Origin of the sequence: uncultured Lacinutrix sp. (genome assembly GCF_947500605.1) — a bacterium.
In the GTDB taxonomy this organism is placed as follows: domain Bacteria; phylum Bacteroidota; class Bacteroidia; order Flavobacteriales; family Flavobacteriaceae; genus Lacinutrix.
Genome location: NZ_CANMSJ010000001.1, coordinates 203610 through 221027, shown reverse-complemented (window position 1 = coordinate 221027; position 17418 = coordinate 203610). Strand labels below are relative to the sequence as shown.

The following is a 17418-nucleotide window of genomic DNA, read 5'->3' as shown; positions in this document are numbered from 1 at the left end:
TATTTTTTGGTAAAGATAATCACACTTTTTGTAGCACAAACTATTGAGCATAAAAAAAGCCCATCTAAATTAGATGGACTTTTTGAAAAAATATGAATATATTCTTAGATAACTTTTACGTTAACCGCGTTTAATCCTTTGTTTCCTTCTTGTAAATCGAATTCAACTTGGTCACCTTCTCTAATCTCATCGATTAATCCAGAAATGTGTACGAAATGATCTTTGTCAACACCTTCTTCAGTGATGAATCCAAATCCTTTCGCGTCGTTGAAAAATTTAACTGTACCTTTATTCATTGTAATGTAATTTAATTTATTAATGTGCAGCAAAGATAATACCATTAATCCGTAAAACAACATTAAATCTTTTAAATATAAGTTTTTACAACTTTCCATCCCGGTTTAAGTAGCAAAATAAAAGTTTTAATGTTGCCTTTTACAGTTTTAAAGTTAAATATCACTAAACCATTAACAGTAATATAGTTACTTTATTTTTGTCTACAATTGTTCTCTAGTCCTACAAACATTAGCAAGTTGTCCCATCGCCATTCGTTTTGAGGCTTCTTTTGCACGATTGGCATGTTCGCCTACAAATAAAGAATCGATAGTTTTAAACCATAATTCTAACCATTGTGTAAAATGGTGTTGTGCCATTTTATGGTTTAAATAGTTATCTACTTTTTGGTGTGCTTGACTTGGGTTTCCTTTAAAACAGGCTTCACCAAATAAATTTGTTACCCAAAAATCGGTTAGTTTATCTAAATGCGGTGGCCATTGCTCATCTGTTAAATGATGATTAAAAATGGGACCTAAAAGTGCATCAGCTCTAACTTTAGCATAAAAAGTAGTTACCAACTTGTAAACATCTGCTCTATCTTCAATTGTTTTCATATTAAAATGGGTATTAGATTTTCTTTTTTAAACAGTAAATAGTTTCGTTAATAGTAAACCAGCAGAAGTAAAATATTCCGACAGAAAAAATAATATCTCCAATCATACGTAACCATTTTAAGGTTTGAATCGTTGGTGAGTACAGTAAATCTGCACTACGCGCAAACGAATAGCCTTTTGTAATAGACGTATATGCTTGAATAATACCTATTGGTAACATGCTAAAAACAACCATAGCTACTAAACCGATATTTAATAACCAAAAGGCTCTTTTTAGTTTTGTAGAACTCCAAACACGGTCTGAGTAAAAACGTAAACATATAATTATAAAGCCCATTCCTAACAATCCATAGACTCCAAATAATGCGGTATGTGCATGTACTGCTGTGGTATTTAAACCTTGAATGTAATACAATGCGATTGGCGGATTTATTAAAAAACCAAAAACACCTGCACCTACCATATTCCAGAACGCGACTGCAATAAAAAAGAATATTGGCCATTTGTAATTTTGAACCCATTTATGCGATTTTAACAAGTTCCAATTCTCTCTAATTTCGAAACCCATTAAAGTAAGTGGCACCACTTCTAGCGCACTAAATGTAGCACCTAAAGCTATGGCTTGCACTGGTGTACCCGAATAGTATAGATGATGAAGCGTCCCAATAATACCACCTGCTAAAAATATTGTTGCAGAGGCTATAGAAGCACGTCCTGCTGTTTTAGCCGAAAGAATTTTCATTCTTAGAAAAATAAAGGCAATAATTACTGTTGCAAAAACCTCGAAGAATCCTTCTACCCAAAGGTGTACTAACCACCATCTCCAATAGTTAATTACTGGCAAACTACTGTTTTCGCCATACATTAATCCTGAAAAGAAAAACATACCAATAGCAATTACAGAAATTAATAATATGATTAATAAATGCTTAGAATCGTCATTTTTTCTAATACCAAATACGACGTGTCTTCCAACCATAAGTACCCATAAAACAAGACCGATACCTAAAAATATTTGCCAGAATCTACCTAAATCCATGTACTCGTAACCTTGATGGCCAAAGAAGAAATTGGTTGTTAAATCTAAAAACTGATGTACACCAAGCCACTCGCCTACTAAAGATCCTAAAACAATAATAAGTAATGCAATAAAGAGGAAATTAATACCAAAGACTTGGTATTTCATTTCTTTACCACTAATCATTGGTGCTAAAAATAAACCTGTTGCTAACCATGTGGCTGCAATCCAGAATACTGCTAATTGCGTATGCCAAGTTCTGGTTATGGAATAAGGTAATACACTAGATAAATCGTAACCAAAAAAGGCCTGACCTTCTACTGTATAATGCACTGTTAATACGCCTAATATTACCTGAAGCCCTATTAATAGTGATATGACGATAAAATATTTTAAAACCGATTTTTGAGATCTAGTAAGCACTAATTTTCCTAAAGGATCTTCTTTAGGATGTATAACAGCCTCTCCTTTCTCGTGTTTTCTAAGATAATAGTACGTTAATATCCCAATAAATAATAGCAATAATACTACCGAGAATCCCGACCATATTTGAGAATCGGCAGTAATTGTATTACCAATTAAAGGTTCGTGTGGCCAGTTTGATGTGTAAGTATACTCCTTATCTGGTCTGTTAGTACTTGCTGCCCAAGAAGTCCAAAATAGAAAGGCATTTAGCTGCTCTAATTTTTCGGTGTCTTCTAGTGCGCCTTTTGGTATGGCATATTGCTCATAACCGTTAGAAAAAATATCGGTATAATGTGCCGTATTGCTAACAATAGCAGTGTAACGCTCTTGCGTTATGGTAACACTTTTATCTAAAGGATTAAAAGTATTTGTTTTAATGGTCTTAATTAAACGCGCTTTTAAGGCTGCTTTAGGCTCTACATCTAAATTATCGTAAGTCGTATTGTAGTCTTTTTTAGCCCATGCATCTAGCATAAAAACGGCTTCTTTATGTATCCAATCGGCAGACCAATCTGGAGCAACATAACTACCATGTCCCCAAATGGAACCGACTTCCATACCTCCTATAGACTCCCAAACGTTTTGCCCAATTTGTATGTCGGCTTTTGTATATACTACCTCTCCTGTTTCTTCAATTATTACCGTTTCTGGTATTGGTGGTTGTTTTTGGTATACTTCTGTTCCTACCCAAATTAGGGCAATAAAAGAGAGTATGACTACGCTTGAAAATGCAATCCAAACTTTTTTCATTTTTATATATTTTTACTTTTATATTAACCTACGTTTTGTACACGTTGTACTGTATCTGCGATAGAAAGAGATAACCTAATAATACTATTTTCTAGCCCTTTTAAATCGTGAGGAACATTTGCGTCTAACGCTATTAGTGCTCCTTTTGTTAAGTGTTGTTTTTCGCCGTTTACACCAAATTCTATGGCACCATCAAAAACCTCAACAATTATTGGAAATGGTGCTTTGTGTTCTTTCATGGTTTGCCCTTTTTCTAAGGCAATTCTTATTTCTTTAGTAGTTTCTGTTTTTAGTATTAGTGTAATTGCTGGTTTGTTTGGTGTAAAAACCAAGTCGTCTGTTAATGATGCTTTTTTCATGTGGTTGTTATTTGTTTATTATCTAATGTGTGAATGCGTAGTTTTTTAATACCGTAAATAATTAAGCTTGTTACTTTTATTAATTCTAGAATAACATACCACAGATGTAGTTTGCTTGGTGGTACTTTAACCATATTAATAATTAAACTTGCTCTAGCGTCTAAGGCTGGTAAAACCCAAACGGTTTGAATAACAAGTACTACTAACGCTATTATTAAAAACGGTAACGCCTTAAAACGTTGTGTGTGTTTACTACTAAAAATTAAGAGTAGTATTAAAATGGCGCAGGTAATCTCTACGCTATTAAGTGCTTTAAAAACTAACTGCCCAATGCCTAAGCCTAACGCTGTGGTAATATTAGGTGCTTGAAATTTTAACCAAGCTTCCATAAAGCTTATTGCGCCTACAAAACCTATCCATATAAAAGTTAAAGCGATACTGTAAATGATTTGTTTTTTCATAATCGATTAAAAGACCTTTTTATCCTATTTATAATTAATTTTTTTTAGCGTTTTAAAATGAAAGTCCCCAAACTAAGATCATCCACTAAAGCTTTTAACGATGTACTTTCAAGCATCGTCTTTAAGTTATCTCTAATCTCAATAAATTTAAAATGTAAAGGACACGGTGAGTTTGCATCGCATTGTTTTAAACCTAAACCGCAGCCATTATATATAGCATCGCCATCTAATAAACTTACTATTTCGCTAAGCTTTGTATCCATTTTATTATCCTCTATAAAAAAACCACCGTAGCGACCTTTTATAGAGGTTAATATATGTGCTCTTGTTAATTGTTGTAAAATTTTGGCAGTAAATGCCGAAGGCGAATTAATCTCTTCCGAAATAGTGATTAAACTCACCTTCTCTCCTTTCGAGCTCTGCTGAGCTACAAAAATTACAGCGCGTAAACCATATTCGCAAGATTTTGAAAACATCTATTTCTTTATTTATACGACAAATATAATGCTATATTTAATAGCGGACAAATTTATCCTTTATATTTTATTAATTACCTTTTTCTTTTAAAACACGAGATTAATACTGCTTAAAATATACTACTCTAAATCGTCGTCGTCATCGTAACCTGGTAACTCTAATGCTTTAACAGATTGGATTGCGTTTCCAGCAATACCTTTAATAGAACCATACATATCTATAGTATTAGTCACTACTTTCTCTATTTGCTTTTCTCTTTGTTTCCAAATACGTTGCATAGAGCGTTTTTCGCTTTCTAAGTCCGATTTCATTTGTGTAAAACCTTCTACAATCGCTTCTATTTGCATTCTAAAGGTTGTACTGGTTAGGTAATCGTAAAGTAAATCCATTTTATCACCTTTATTTTCTTGGGTGATTATAGCGTTGTTTACTTGTAAAATACCTTCTCTTAATACGGCACATAAACCTTTAAATTCGTCGTAATTACAAATCCAAATGCCATCTCTTAATCCCATTCGGTCCATGTCCGATGGCATAACCTCGGTTACCAACACACCAATATTAGCGCCTTTGTCTCTAATATCTGCTTTAAATTTTTCTATCCAGCTAGGCTGAAAATCTTTAGTACGTTTACTTTCGTAATAGATAGTACCACAGTTTTGCTCGGTTCTGGTGTGTACAATTTGAAGGCAATCGCCACCTCTAGCTCCTTTTTTAATTTCTTGTATTGTATCTAACGGAAACTTAGACGCCAACCACTCCTCTATTGCTAATTCTTGAACTTCACCTTGCAATTGCATAGAACCTTGCTCTTGCTTACGTTTCATTTCTTCGGTAAGCTTTTTCTGGTCTTCTAATTGCTTTTGCATTTCTTTAAAACGCAATTCGTTTTTGTCTTCCTCAGATTTTTTAATCTTTTCCTTTTCTGTGGTTAGAATCTCGTTTAGCTTTTTCTGTGCCTCGGCTTCGGCAGCTTCTTTAAGTTCGCCTTTTTCTCTTTTAAGCTTTTCTATTTCGGCTTTAGATCGGTTTAACTCTTTTACTTGCTCAGATTTTTCGTTTAATTCCTTTTGTAAGGCTTCAAACTGATCGGAAGATTCCTCCTTTAATTTAAGCTTTAGCTTTGCTTCTATTTCCTTTTTATCTTCTTTAAGCTGATTTTCTAAACGTTCTTGAAATAACACGTTTTCGCGCTTTTTCTTATTCTCGAAATCTAACTTTTCTAGTTTTAACTTTTCTTGCTGACTTTCGTAACGCTTCTTCTCTGCCGCTATTTGCGACTGGTATTTTTGCTTTATTTCCTCTTCTAATTGATGCGATAAAATATCTTGAACATCTATGGAAGTCCCACAATTAGGACATTTTATTTGATTTTCGTTTTTCATTTACTTAATTTTTTATGTGAAATTTTATTCACTAAAAACACTTATAATTTTATTTCTAAAACTATTTGACAATGCGTACTTATCAGAGTTTATAAAATTTATTGCAGCATACGCCTTATTTCTTCCGCCTTTCTCAAACATACCAAGTTCTTCCTCAATATCGTTTACTAATACCATACTTTTTCCTAAACCGATATCTATTATATCTTCAATGATATTAGTGATTTTGTCTGCTGTCTTTATAGCTTGATCACTTTTACCTTCTTGATGATCTTTATCATATACGACACAGTATTTAATTTTAAATTTATTTAATAAATTAATATACAAAGGTATACTGTCTTTACTCCCACAATCTATGATTGTAAAATCATATCTAAATATATCCAAATCTTTAGCTAACATAGGCAGTATTGTTTTGTCTGTTTGCCCTTCAACTAAGATAACCTTCTTAGCAAAAAACAATTCACTTCTTTCTGGATTAATCCAATAACTCAAATTAAATTGTTTTTTATCTTCATTTTCCTCAAAAATATCATTTGTAAATTGTAACACCTTTGTTCCTACTTCAATATTTTCTTTTTTTACAATACATATGGATTTATGATAGTTTAAATCCAAAAAAGAACTTGAATGTGTACACAAAACTACTTGACTTTCTTCATTTGAAAGATTAATTAAAGACGCAAATAATTCTTTTTGTGCTTGAGGATGTAAAAATAACTCTGGTTCTTCAAAAATAAAATAAGTTGATTTCGAAGCTTTTCTATTTGAACTCTCGTTTTTATCTTGCTCTTCTCTTTCTAATTTTAAAACTTTTGCCCAAGCTTTTATTAATGCAAAAATTAAAGCTCTTTGAAGACCATGCCCTTTTCTTGTAATATCTGTTTTAATTCCATCATCTAAAGAAACATTTGCTCCCACTTTGAAAATATCTTCTACATTTGGAGGCGTAATTTGAATATCAATTTTAGTATCCCAACTTTTCAGTTCATCATCTAATAAGCCTTCTAATGAAGTAAGTTCTTTGGGTCTATCCTTATTGATTCCGCCATTTTTATCAGTTTTATTTAATATTTTAGATAATTCAATAATTCTTTTTTTAGCGTCTATAAATTCTGGATTATTCTCAGAAATTCTATTAATTACCTTTGTATACAATTGACCGAAAAAGCTATTACCTTTAGGATTTAACTCATCTGATGCATTTTTAATTGAAGGAATAAAAAATAAATCACCAAAAATACCTTTAGCAACATTTGTTGCTCCTAAAAAATTTGTTTCCTCTAATTTGTAATCAAATTTTATTTTATCAAAATTAGCTTTAACATAATCTTGTTGTGCTGTTATAAAATCAGTTTTTGTAATTCTTCCTGCTACCGGTAAATACTGTTTTAAAGGTAGCTTTTCAGCTTCCTCTCTTTTAGAAAACGTGCCAACATTTGACTCTTTCAACCAATCTAACTTAGGTTCTTGAATAAAACCATTATAACTTAAACTTAAATCATTTTTAGCTGTTTTTCTAACAGTTATAGTGTTTTCTGAAGAAACATACTTTTGGAATGTTATTTTTTCAGTTTCATTTAAATCAGAAAATTCAATTTCTACAAATATTTCATCTGAATCTTTATTAAAATCAAGTTGTTGAATTTTTATTTCTCCGAAAAAAAATAGTATTGAACTTAAAACATTCGATTTCCCATGGTTATTTTGACCGATAAGAATAATTAAATCTTGAAACTGAATCTCTTCATCTATAATAGATCTCCAATTCTTTATTTTTAATTTATTTATCTTCATTTACCTTACCTTTTTTTGACTATAATTTGCTTTTTTTATATGCCTATCAAAATATTTTCCATGAGAGGAAGCTTTCCACAAACCTAAATAAACAGATTTAGGAACATTAAAATACTGATATATTCCTCCTTCTTTAAATTCTATCTCTAAAATCATAAAAGACTCATCATAACCAATAGAAAATAAATTTGATGAGTTTACACTTTTCCTTTTCATATTATAACTTATTAAAAATTAAATGTTTAAATATTAATTTCAGAGTAAACTATAAGTTTAAAGATAAGTGTACCAAATATATAAATATAATATAGTAATCACTTACCGAAATTTAATATTACCTCATGTCTTTTCATTAGCAATCTACATCAATCTAAAACACAATCCTTACGGGAAACCTCAACAACTTAAAATTTCATATTAAAACAAAAAAAAGACCAAGCTTTACAACTTGATCTTTTACTACAATAAACGTAAATCTATTATAAATTATTTGCTATTATTCAACATAATGGATTTAGAATTTACAAACTCTCTAATACCGAATCCGCCGTGTTCACGACCATAACCGGAGTCTTTAACACCTCCAAATGGCATGTTTGGGTGTGCTAAACCGTAAGAGTTAATGTTTATCATTCCTGTATCGAAATGGTCTTTGGCTAATTGTATGGCTTTGTCTTCGTCTTTACTAAAAATGCCGCCACCAAGCCCAAAACGACTATCGTTTGCAATGCGCATGGCATCTTCGTTATCTTTTGCCTTAATTAATGAGGCTACAGGCCCAAATAACTCATCGCTATATGCAGGTTGTCCAGGTTTTACATCTCCTAAAACGGTAGATGGATAATAGTAACCTCTAACGTCTGGCACTTGCCCACCACATAAAATGGTGGCACCATTGCTTACACTTTCTTTTACTTGCTCGTGAATTTGGTCTCTTAAATCTTCTCTAGCCATTGGTCCTAATTTAGAATCTTTGTCCATTGGATCTCCAAAATTAACGGCTTTCATGCCTTTAACAAAAGCGTCTTTAAATTGGTCGTACACTTTTTCTACCACCACAAAACGTTTGGCAGCAACGCAGGTTTCGCCATTGTTATAGGTACGTCCTACAATACTGGTTTTTACTGCTAGGTCTATATCGGCATCGTCTAACACCAAATACGCATCGTTACTCCCTAACTCTAATACTGTCTTTTTTAATACTTTTGCTGCTTTTTGGGCAACGTATTCTCCAGCTTTAGAACTTCCGGTTAAGGTAACACCTCTTACTAATTTGTGCTCGATAATTTTATCGGACGTTTCGTGGTCTATAATTAGAACGGTAAACAGATTTTTTGGTAATCCTGCTTTTTCGAAAACTTCTTTTAGTTTTAATGCCGAACCGGTTACGTTTTTAGCGTGTTTTAATAAAACACCGTTTCCTGCCATTAGGTTTACAATAGCATAACGAATGGCTTGGTATAATGGAAAATTCCATGGTTGGATGCCATATATTACACCTATTGGCGCTTGTTGTATGATTCCTTTTCCGCCATTTTCCATGGTTCTTACTTCATCTTGCAAATGTTTGATGCCTTCGGTTGCTGTGTACTCGCAAACGCCTGCACAAAGCTCTATTTCGTCGTGACTGTGCTTTACTAATTTTCCCATTTCTTGGGTCATTAATGTGGCATACTCGTCTTTTTCCTCAACTAGTGTTTTGGCAACTGCTTTAATAATTTTAGAACGCTCTTCTAGAGATTTTAGTTTCCAATCTAAAAAAGCTTCGTGACAAGATTCTACTGCTTTAACAGCTTCGTCTTCCGTCATGTAAGTATACTGTTTAATTTCTTTTTCGGTAGCAGGATTAATGGTTGCAAATCCTTTATCTGTGGTATTACTCATGTTGTTTTGTCTTTAAGTTTATGGTACTCGCTATCTGTTCAAGATACTAATGAACTTTTAAAATGATAACGCTTAATGTGTTTTTGGCCTTTAATAAAAGGCTAATGGTAATGGTTGGACTAACTAATGGTTAATCGTGAAGTTTTAGGCTTCACCTCTAGCAGGATAATCTGCTTTTAGAATATAATCGATTCCTCCTAAGACTTCGTTAAATGGTGGTCTACCAAATGGCATAGATTGGATAGATTCCCAATACATTGTTTGGTCTGGTGTGATTAAAAATAAGCCTGGCTCTACAAAATGCTTAGGTTCTTGTTTTATGCCTTCGGAAATAAATAATCCCCATTTTCTGGCTTCATCTATAGAAAAATTATAACCTAATGGAATATCGTTAATGTCCCATTCTTTATAAGTTTCTTCTGCAATTTCTTTAGTATCTGCACTTATGGCGATGACGTTTACACCGCGATCTGAAAACTTACCTATTTTTTTCTGAAGCTCTTCTAACTGGCCTTTACAAACCGGACAGTGTTTACCTCTATATACTAATAGTAACGTGAAATTTTCTGGCGATTGCTCGCTTAATTTCCATGTTGTACCGTTTACTAGTTCTATTTTTAATTCTGGTGCTTTTTCTCTTGGTTTAATCATTTTTACTATATGTTTTAATTAATATGAAGGTTGAAATAACCAACAGTATTAATGTTTAATAATTCGCTTACACAAAGGTGCTAATAAACCAAGGCAAACCTGTTACACAATTATGCGAGAGCTTTACAAAATTGACATGTTAGAGCTGAAAATGACCGTTTTTGGTGCTAAAAAGCGTGTAAATACTATAAAAATGAATAAAAACGTGTTATTCTATTTCTAGCTTATAACCTACTCCGTGGATATTGGTAAGTTTTATGGTAGTGTCTTCTTTTAGTTTTTTACGGAGTTTAGAAATGTAGGTGTCTAAACTTCTGCCAACAATAACACCGTTATCTTCCCATACTTTTTTGGTGAGTTCGTCGCGTTTAATGATTTGGTTTGGGTTGGCTACAAAAATGGCTAAAATTTCGCATTCTTTTTTAGAAAGACTAATGGTTGTTGCCGCTTTTACAAGTTTGTTCTGTTCTGGATAGAATTGAAAAACGCCAAGCTTTTCGAAATCTGTATCTATTGCTTTTGTTACCGTTTCTGATACTGTTTCTGATTTCCTTTTTTTGAATACCATTATTAAAACAACAATAAGTAGCGTTATTACGAAAAAGTATAAAAGCCAAGTGTAGCTTTTTGCAGCTTTAGGGTTGTCTAAAAATGAAATATTAATGCTATAGCAACCTTCTGGTAATGCACGGCCTGCACATGGTATTATGGTGCGTTCTTGCGTTTCGTGAATTTCGTAACTGTAGGCAACTTCGTTATCTGTGCATTGCAATACTTCTACGCGGTAGCTTTTAGCGAGTGCTGTTTTATTAAAACTGTTTTCTATTGCTTTTACTAGTTGGCTAGGCTCGAAGGCTAACGGTTTATTAAATTCTAGTTTAAAAACCGATGTCTTTAATTCTAAAACAGGACGTATTAATGATGTAGAATCTTGATTTTTAAGTAGCAGTTGGTTTCCGGCTTCTCTAATAGCAACTTTAGCCAATGCCGAAGTATTAGTCGTGTTTTCGGTTTTACACGAAAAAAAGACTAGTGCTACTATTAGTACTAAAAATGCTTTATAGATTCTCAATGCTTTGGTGTTTTAAAATCGATGTAAATAACTTGCTATTTAGTGACTTCTAATAGCAGTTGACACTTATTTTACACTTTTTTGACAATTGAAAGTTACAAAAAATGCTACTAAATAATGGTAACACGTACTTTACGTTTTTTAACGTGCTTATTATTTACTTTCTCGACTATTGCTTCTGCTTTTGCTTTTGGGACTGCTACAAATGCACAGTCTTGTTTTAGTTCTATAACACCTAATTCGTTACGCTCTAAATCGCCTTGTTTAAAAAACAAGCCTGCAATATCTCCTTTAGAGATTTTATCTTTTCTACCGCCAGAAATAAATAAAGTAGACCATAAACTATCCATATTGGTTGGTCTGCCTTTAAGTTTTACAATTTCTGAAGATGTAATAAATTCTGGTAAGTATTCGTTTTCCCATTGTAAAACGTACGCTGTTCCTTGTGCGTTCATTCTTGCTGTTCTACCGTTTCTATGGGTAAATTCTTCAGCTTTTAATGGTAATTGGTAATGCACGATAAAGTTTAACTCTGGAATATCTAATCCACGAGCGGCTAAATCTGTAGCTATAATAATTTTATGAGAGCCGTTTCTAAATTTTATAAGCGCGCGCTCTCTATCTATTTGTTCCATACCACCAAAAAAGCAACCGTGCGGAATGTCGTTAGTGTTTAAAAAGTCGCTTACATACTGGATAGTATCTTTAAAATTACAGAATATAATACCTGGTTTGTTACCAATATGCTGTAATAAATCTACTAAGGTTTGTAGTTTGTTTTTATCTGGAGAGATTACCTTTTTAATAACTAAGTTAGATATTTTAGTATGTAAATAATCTATTACTATTTCGTTTTCAAGCCCTACAAATCTTGGAATTTCCATATCCTGAGTTGCAGAGGTTAGAATACGTTTTTTAATGCTTGGTAAGCTGCCTAGAATTTCGCTCATTTCTTTTTCGAATCCTATTTCTAGAGATTTATCGAATTCATCTAAAACCAACGTTTTAATGTCTTCTACAGAAACGGTTTTTTTTCTTAAATGATCTGCAACACGACCAGGAGTACCAATTAATATTGCTGGTGCGTGGGAGAGTTCTATCTTATCTTTAGAGAATGGTCTACCACCATACACAGCATTGGCTTTAAAACCAGATCCTATTTCTCTAATTACCTGCTCTATTTGTATGGCTAACTCTCGAGATGGTACTAATATTAGTAATTGTACATTCTCGCACTTAGTAGACAACTCGCTTATTGTAGGTAATAAAAACGCAAGCGTTTTACCTGTTCCTGTTGGTGACAACAAAACAGTATTTGCAATAGATGTAATAGATAAATACGCTTCCTCCTGCATAGGATTTAGTGCTTCGATACCTAATTTCTCTAATATTGCTTTATGCGTTTTTTTTTGGTTTGACATTACTCTTTTTTTTGCAAAGATAACTACAGTTTTTGGTTTGAGTTCTTTTTTTCTATTTTTGAGTTAATCTTTTATTTCTCTATTTTTCAAAACACTAAGCATGGCATATATTTTATTTTCTATCATAATTGGCTACTGGATTATTAAACTAGTAAAGAAGAAAAAATAGCTGCTATCTAATATTCAATAAAATATAACACGATAGCTTTAAAGTTATAGTCTTGCTGCTAATTTCTCTTTTATACCACCAAGCCATTCCTCTTTTAAAATACTAAGTATAATACTGTCTCTTCGTGTACCATTTGGTGTGGCACAATTTTGCCTTAATACACCTTCTACAGTACAGCCTAAACTTTTCATGGCTGCAATGCTTCTTTTGTTGTTATTATCTGCTCTAAACTCTACACGCTCTACTCCTAAGGTATCGAAAACAAAAGACAGTATTAGATATTTACAATTTTTATTTAAGCCCGTACCTTGAAACGCTTTACCATACCAAGTATAGCCTAATTGTACGGTTTGGTATTCTGGGAGATAATCGTAAAAACGTGTGCTTCCTGCGTATGTATTTGTGCGCTTATCTAATACTAAAAACGGATACGCTTTTTTATTAGCCTTATCTTGTAATGCTTTGTTTAGGTAGGCTTTCATGTTATCTAATCCGCTAGCCGATTGTAACGAGTATACCCATAAACCGGGTTCGTTAATTGCAAATTCTGATAGTATGCTTAAATGCTCTGCCTGTAATGGTATTAGTTTTACAATGTCGTTTTCTAATGTGTGGTTTGTATTGAAGTCTAAAATTTTCATTGTATTTACTCTTTAGTTGGTTGGTATTAATAAGTCTCTATTTTAGATTATAATTATTAAAATATAATTGTAATTGTTAAATACATTTATTATATTAATTCTGTTATTTTGAATGGTTTAAAATTCATTCTTTTAAACAAAAAAAAGAACAATCGCTCATTAATAAAATAAGCTATTGTTAAGCCTTTAAATTTATTAATTAAACTAAAACACTATGTCATTAATTACAATTATTATCAATTTATTATTACCACCATTATCTGTTGCAATGCAGCATGGTATTGGAGGTAAGTTTATTGTAAATTTACTATTAACTTTATTAGGTTGGTTTCCTGGTGTTATCCATGCTTTCTACGTTAGCAAGTAATTAAAACATAAAAAAAGGATAATCCTGTTAATAGAATTATCCTTTTTATATCTAATTTATAGTGCTTAAAAACTTTATAGTTCGACACCAGAGGCACGATATTCTATGTCCATATTTTTTCCTTTTTTCTTGAACTCTACATCGTAAAATTCGCCTTTAGTAGCGCTATCTACTTTTTCTACTTCTGTAATTTTCTCGTTACCATAATTTTTCTTGATAGCCTCTTTAATCGCTTTTGGTAAGTCCTTTTTATCGATACTTGTTTCGGTTTCAATCCAGTTTCCATTTGGAGCGAAATCTGCTCTATATTTTATACCATCAATTTTAAAATGTGACTCGAAATTACCATGTGCATCTATTTCCCAATCTGGATCGTTCTCTCCAGGATATTTAGCCTGAAAGGCTTCTTTAACCGATTTAGGTGTTTGACCTTCAACCGTATTTAAACAGCTGAAAAAAGTTATAATACTTAAAAATACCAATACAAATGTTTTCCTCTTCATTATTCAATTTTTTAGTTAATTATTGAGTAAATTTAATAATTATAGAATAAAATATTTATAATATTATCTTAAAACACTGTGCTTTAATACCTAAATAAATTACAATACTAATGTTAAAATTTATATATTATACCGTTAGAAAAAATCCCACAAAAAAACACTCTATCTTTTTTGTGTAAACATTAATTAATAAAAATAATGCTTAAAAAAATAATCTCACTACTTGTTATTCTTATTGCTTTTAGTTTAAAAACTGAAGCTCAAGAACTTTCTACTAAACAAATTAAAAACTTAATTGAAGCTTATAAAAAAGATCCTAGAGGTCCTTATAATCGTATCAAATGGTTTTGCGAAGATAATACAGAGCGCGAGCCCAAAGATCCATGTCCAGATAGTATTGGAGGCGGAATACAACATGCAAGTTTTAAAGAGTCTGCTTTAAATTTAAGAAAAACGAATCATCTTTATTTTGGTGAAATTATTGCTGCTGTAAAGCAAAATGATTTTTTAAATCGTGACCATAAATTTAGCCGTTTAAAACAATACCAGATTGGTAAATACCTTGCTAGTGTGGATGATGGATGGGTTTTACAAAAAGCGCAATACTACAGAGGTGCAATACAAAGTGAAGATGAAGACACTTGGGGAAAAGACTTTTTTGAGTGGTTATTAAAAGACGAGCAGTTTATTGATGCTAACTATTATTTTTTAAGACAAGCTTTAAAAGATGTCCCACATAATGGCGATGATAATATTGCACAATTAATGCGAAGCCAGAGTAAAACTATTTCTGAAGACTTGAAATCGTTTATGGATATTAGAATTAAAATTCACGGGCAACCAGAAGTTACAGATATTAAGCTTGTTAAAGATTTTATGGAAACTAAAAGTATTCCAGAAGATTTAAAGAAGGATTTTGATGCGTTATTAGCAACCATGGATAAATTTTACGCTCCTATCGATTTTACAAGACTGGAAGAGGAATTAAAAACATTACCAAGTACTAATATTACAACTAAAAGAATTCAAGATTTTATTACTGCTAATAAAAATGATAATACCTCAGCTTCTTTTATTTCTGAAATCGCAACAATTTTAGTCGAAATTAGAAGTAACATACTAAGTTACAAAAGCAGTAAAGACCGTTTGAAATTGTTGGATTTATCTAACCAATTAGAACATACTTTACTTACCGAAACTCAAAACTGGCAAACCACAACACCTGGAGAAAGCCTTGATAAAATTAGTGCTTTGTCTTGTGCTGCATTGGGAACTGGTTTAATTGAAGATTGGGAATACAATGCTATAGAAGAGACAACAAATAGTAAAATTGCAAATAGCGAATTAAGTATTAATGATTTAAATCAATTATTAACCACAAGCCGCAGTGTTGTAGAATGGAGTGCTGCAATGGTTAAAGCAAATTATCAAGATATTGTTGATGAGTATACAGCTTTCGAGCCATTATCTTATGGCTTTATAGACGATCGCGTTAGAAGTAGCGTTGCCTTAAGTTTAGGTGAAACTGTTAGCGAATTTGGTGCTTTTGTTTCTAAAACGTCTAAGATTAACAATAACGTTATGTCTATAGAAAACCAAAGTGCAATAAGAGGATTAAATCCTGGATATGCCTTTGGAGAATTGGTTGTTGTAGATGGTAATCCTGATGATGTTGAAGTAAACAGTAATAACATTTATATTTTTGAAAAACCACCTCACGATTTAAAACCTGTTGCTGGAATAATGACGGTTTCTGAAGGTAACCTAGTATCTCACGTACAACTTTTAGCGCGCAATTTAGGAATACCAAATGCTGCATTATCTTATGATAATTTAAAAGCAATGAAAAAATACAATGGTAAAACCATTTTCTATGCGGTTTCTAATAAAGGTAGTGTGATTATTAAAGCTGAAGACGACATGTCTTTTACCGAAAAAGAGCTTTTTAGCAAAAAAGAACGCAGTAAAAATATTATTGCTGTTCCTGTAGATCAAATTCGTTTAGATGTATCTAAAGTGCTTAATATGCGTGATGTTGATGCTAAAGACTCTGGCAAACTATGCGGACCAAAAGCAGCGAACTTAGGTGAGTTAAAGCAATTGTTTCCTGAACAAGTTGTGGAAGGTATTATTATTCCTTTCGGAATTTTTAGATCGCACATGAATACTCAAATGCCAAACCAAAACAAAACCTATTGGGAATACCTAAACGCTACCTTTACGGTTGCTAATGATATGCGTGCTAATAAAACGGATGAAGCTACAGTTGAAGAATTTCAGCTTAAAAACTTAAAGAAACTACACGATGCTATTATAAACATGCCTTTAGAGAATAGTTTTGTTGAAGACATGAAAGCCAATTTTAAATCTGCTTTTGAAAACACAATTGGTAATGTTCCTGTGTTTTTACGTAGTGATACCAATATGGAAGACTTGAAAGAGTTTACTGGTGCTGGTTTAAATTTAACACTGTTTAATATTAAAGATGAAGATGCCATTGTAAAAGGTATTAAACGTGTTTGGGCAAGTGCTTACACAGAACGTAGCTTTAAATGGCGTCAAAAATATTTAAGTAATCCTGAAAATGTATTTCCTTCTATTTTAATAATACCAAGTGTAGATGTTGATTATTCTGGTGTTATGATTACTAAAGGTATTAACTCTGGAAATGATAACGATTTAACTGTTGCTTTTAGCCGTGGTGCTGGTGGTGCTGTAGATGGACAAAGTGCCGAGACCCGTTTAATTTCATCTAAAACCGATGAATTATTAGCACCTGCAAGACAAAACGATTATATAAGACTTCCAGATTATGGAGGTACTAAAAAATATACGACAACTTTTGAGTCTCCAATTTTAAATGCTCGTAATATTAGTGACATTAGAACATTGGCAACCGAAATTAGAAAAAAAATGGTGCAACATGCCGATACTCCAAATCAAGCTTACGATGTAGAATTTGGTTTTAAGGATGATAAATTGTGGTTGTTTCAAATTCGTCCGTTTGTGGAAAATAAGCAAGCGAAAAGTTCGGAATACCTCTCTTCTATCTCACCAAAAATTGAAGGCAATACATTAATTAGTCTTTCAGAAAAACTATAAAAA

General features: G+C 32.3%; 17 protein-coding genes. 2 read left to right on the top strand and 15 right to left on the bottom strand.

The window, feature by feature from the left end; all coding sequences use genetic code 11:
• Positions 1-104 precede the first annotated feature (104 nt).
• The 14 genes from Q0935_RS01060 to Q0935_RS00995 form a co-directional block, all read right to left on the bottom strand.
• Complete coding sequence (locus Q0935_RS01060) at positions 105-296, bottom strand: cold-shock protein (protein ID WP_055437229.1); 192 nt, start codon at positions 294-296, stop codon at positions 105-107.
• A gap of 201 nt (positions 297-497) precedes the next feature.
• Positions 498-890: a group III truncated hemoglobin gene (locus Q0935_RS01055; protein WP_299381624.1), complete on the bottom strand. Its 393-nt coding sequence runs from the start codon at positions 888-890 to the stop codon at positions 498-500.
• 13 nt (positions 891-903) lie between these two features.
• A complete protein-coding gene (locus Q0935_RS01050) occupies positions 904-3123 on the bottom strand; it encodes a nitric-oxide reductase large subunit (protein ID WP_299381620.1) in 2220 nt (739 codons plus the stop codon).
• Between the two features lie 23 nt (positions 3124-3146).
• Positions 3147-3482, bottom strand: a complete 336-nt coding sequence (locus Q0935_RS01045; RefSeq protein ID WP_299381617.1) for a cupin domain-containing protein — start codon at positions 3480-3482, stop codon at positions 3147-3149.
• The gene (locus Q0935_RS01040; RefSeq protein WP_299381614.1) at positions 3479-3943 is read right to left on the bottom strand and encodes a hypothetical protein; all 465 of its coding nucleotides are present in this window, start codon (positions 3941-3943) and stop codon (positions 3479-3481) included. The genes Q0935_RS01045 and Q0935_RS01040 overlap by 4 nt, the downstream gene beginning before the upstream one ends.
• Positions 3944-3987: 44 nt before the next feature.
• Positions 3988-4419 (bottom strand): Rrf2 family transcriptional regulator, encoded by a 432-nt coding sequence (locus Q0935_RS01035; RefSeq protein ID WP_299247991.1) that lies wholly within the window; start codon positions 4417-4419, stop codon positions 3988-3990.
• Between the two features lie 120 nt (positions 4420-4539).
• Positions 4540-5805, bottom strand: a complete 1266-nt coding sequence (locus tag Q0935_RS01030; protein ID WP_299381611.1) for a DUF2130 domain-containing protein — start codon at positions 5803-5805, stop codon at positions 4540-4542.
• A 24-nt stretch (positions 5806-5829) separates the two neighbouring features.
• Positions 5830-7605, bottom strand: coding sequence for an AAA family ATPase (locus Q0935_RS01025; RefSeq protein WP_299381608.1), 1776 nt, complete (start codon positions 7603-7605; stop codon positions 5830-5832).
• Positions 7606-7821 carry a KTSC domain-containing protein gene (locus Q0935_RS01020; protein ID WP_299381606.1) on the bottom strand — a complete coding sequence of 72 codons (216 nt, stop codon included), beginning with the start codon at positions 7819-7821 and terminating at the stop codon, positions 7606-7608.
• A 270-nt stretch (positions 7822-8091) separates the two neighbouring features.
• Complete coding sequence (locus Q0935_RS01015) at positions 8092-9489, bottom strand: NAD-dependent succinate-semialdehyde dehydrogenase (RefSeq protein WP_299381603.1); 1398 nt, start codon at positions 9487-9489, stop codon at positions 8092-8094.
• A 144-nt stretch (positions 9490-9633) separates the two neighbouring features.
• Positions 9634-10140, bottom strand: coding sequence for a redoxin domain-containing protein (locus Q0935_RS01010; RefSeq protein WP_299381600.1), 507 nt, complete (start codon positions 10138-10140; stop codon positions 9634-9636).
• Between the two features lie 208 nt (positions 10141-10348).
• Positions 10349-11212 carry a winged helix-turn-helix domain-containing protein gene (locus Q0935_RS01005; protein ID WP_299381597.1) on the bottom strand — a complete coding sequence of 288 codons (864 nt, stop codon included), beginning with the start codon at positions 11210-11212 and terminating at the stop codon, positions 10349-10351.
• A 110-nt stretch (positions 11213-11322) separates the two neighbouring features.
• A complete protein-coding gene (locus Q0935_RS01000; RefSeq protein ID WP_299381595.1) occupies positions 11323-12633 on the bottom strand; it encodes a DEAD/DEAH box helicase in 1311 nt (436 codons plus the stop codon).
• A gap of 213 nt (positions 12634-12846) precedes the next feature.
• The gene (locus Q0935_RS00995; protein WP_299381592.1) at positions 12847-13443 is read right to left on the bottom strand and encodes a GNAT family protein; all 597 of its coding nucleotides are present in this window, start codon (positions 13441-13443) and stop codon (positions 12847-12849) included.
• A 214-nt stretch (positions 13444-13657) separates the two neighbouring features.
• Here Q0935_RS00995 and Q0935_RS00990 point away from each other — a divergent pair, with 214 nt between their 5' ends.
• Positions 13658-13810 (top strand): YqaE/Pmp3 family membrane protein, encoded by a 153-nt coding sequence (locus tag Q0935_RS00990; protein WP_055437241.1) that lies wholly within the window; start codon positions 13658-13660, stop codon positions 13808-13810.
• A gap of 74 nt (positions 13811-13884) precedes the next feature.
• Here the strand turns inward: Q0935_RS00990 and Q0935_RS00985 are convergent, their stop codons facing one another.
• On the bottom strand, positions 13885-14313 hold the full coding sequence (locus Q0935_RS00985; RefSeq protein WP_299381589.1) for a PepSY-like domain-containing protein: 429 nt from the start codon (positions 14311-14313) through the stop codon (positions 13885-13887).
• A 198-nt stretch (positions 14314-14511) separates the two neighbouring features.
• Here Q0935_RS00985 and Q0935_RS00980 point away from each other — a divergent pair, with 198 nt between their 5' ends.
• Positions 14512-17415: a PEP/pyruvate-binding domain-containing protein gene (locus tag Q0935_RS00980; protein WP_299381586.1), complete on the top strand. Its 2904-nt coding sequence runs from the start codon at positions 14512-14514 to the stop codon at positions 17413-17415.
• Positions 17416-17418 lie beyond the last annotated feature (3 nt).

Coding starts and splice junctions, on each gene's coding strand:
- Q0935_RS01060 (WP_055437229.1), bottom strand. CDS start 296: ATGAATAAAGGTACAGTTAAATTTTTCAACGACGCGAAAGGATTTGGA.
- Q0935_RS01055 (WP_299381624.1), bottom strand. CDS start 890: ATGAAAACAATTGAAGATAGAGCAGATGTTTACAAGTTGGTAACTACT.
- Q0935_RS01050 (WP_299381620.1), bottom strand. CDS start 3,123: ATGAAAAAAGTTTGGATTGCATTTTCAAGCGTAGTCATACTCTCTTTT.
- Q0935_RS01045 (WP_299381617.1), bottom strand. CDS start 3,482: ATGAAAAAAGCATCATTAACAGACGACTTGGTTTTTACACCAAACAAA.
- Q0935_RS01040 (WP_299381614.1), bottom strand. CDS start 3,943: ATGAAAAAACAAATCATTTACAGTATCGCTTTAACTTTTATATGGATA.
- Q0935_RS01035 (WP_299247991.1), bottom strand. CDS start 4,419: ATGTTTTCAAAATCTTGCGAATATGGTTTACGCGCTGTAATTTTTGTA.
- Q0935_RS01030 (WP_299381611.1), bottom strand. CDS start 5,805: ATGAAAAACGAAAATCAAATAAAATGTCCTAATTGTGGGACTTCCATA.
- Q0935_RS01025 (WP_299381608.1), bottom strand. CDS start 7,605: ATGAAGATAAATAAATTAAAAATAAAGAATTGGAGATCTATTATAGAT.
- Q0935_RS01020 (WP_299381606.1), bottom strand. CDS start 7,821: ATGAAAAGGAAAAGTGTAAACTCATCAAATTTATTTTCTATTGGTTAT.
- Q0935_RS01015 (WP_299381603.1), bottom strand. CDS start 9,489: ATGAGTAATACCACAGATAAAGGATTTGCAACCATTAATCCTGCTACC.
- Q0935_RS01010 (WP_299381600.1), bottom strand. CDS start 10,140: ATGATTAAACCAAGAGAAAAAGCACCAGAATTAAAAATAGAACTAGTA.
- Q0935_RS01000 (WP_299381595.1), bottom strand. CDS start 12,633: ATGTCAAACCAAAAAAAAACGCATAAAGCAATATTAGAGAAATTAGGT.
- Q0935_RS00995 (WP_299381592.1), bottom strand. CDS start 13,443: ATGAAAATTTTAGACTTCAATACAAACCACACATTAGAAAACGACATT.
- Q0935_RS00990 (WP_055437241.1), top strand. CDS start 13,658: ATGTCATTAATTACAATTATTATCAATTTATTATTACCACCATTATCT.
- Q0935_RS00985 (WP_299381589.1), bottom strand. CDS start 14,313: ATGAAGAGGAAAACATTTGTATTGGTATTTTTAAGTATTATAACTTTT.
- Q0935_RS00980 (WP_299381586.1), top strand. CDS start 14,512: ATGCTTAAAAAAATAATCTCACTACTTGTTATTCTTATTGCTTTTAGT.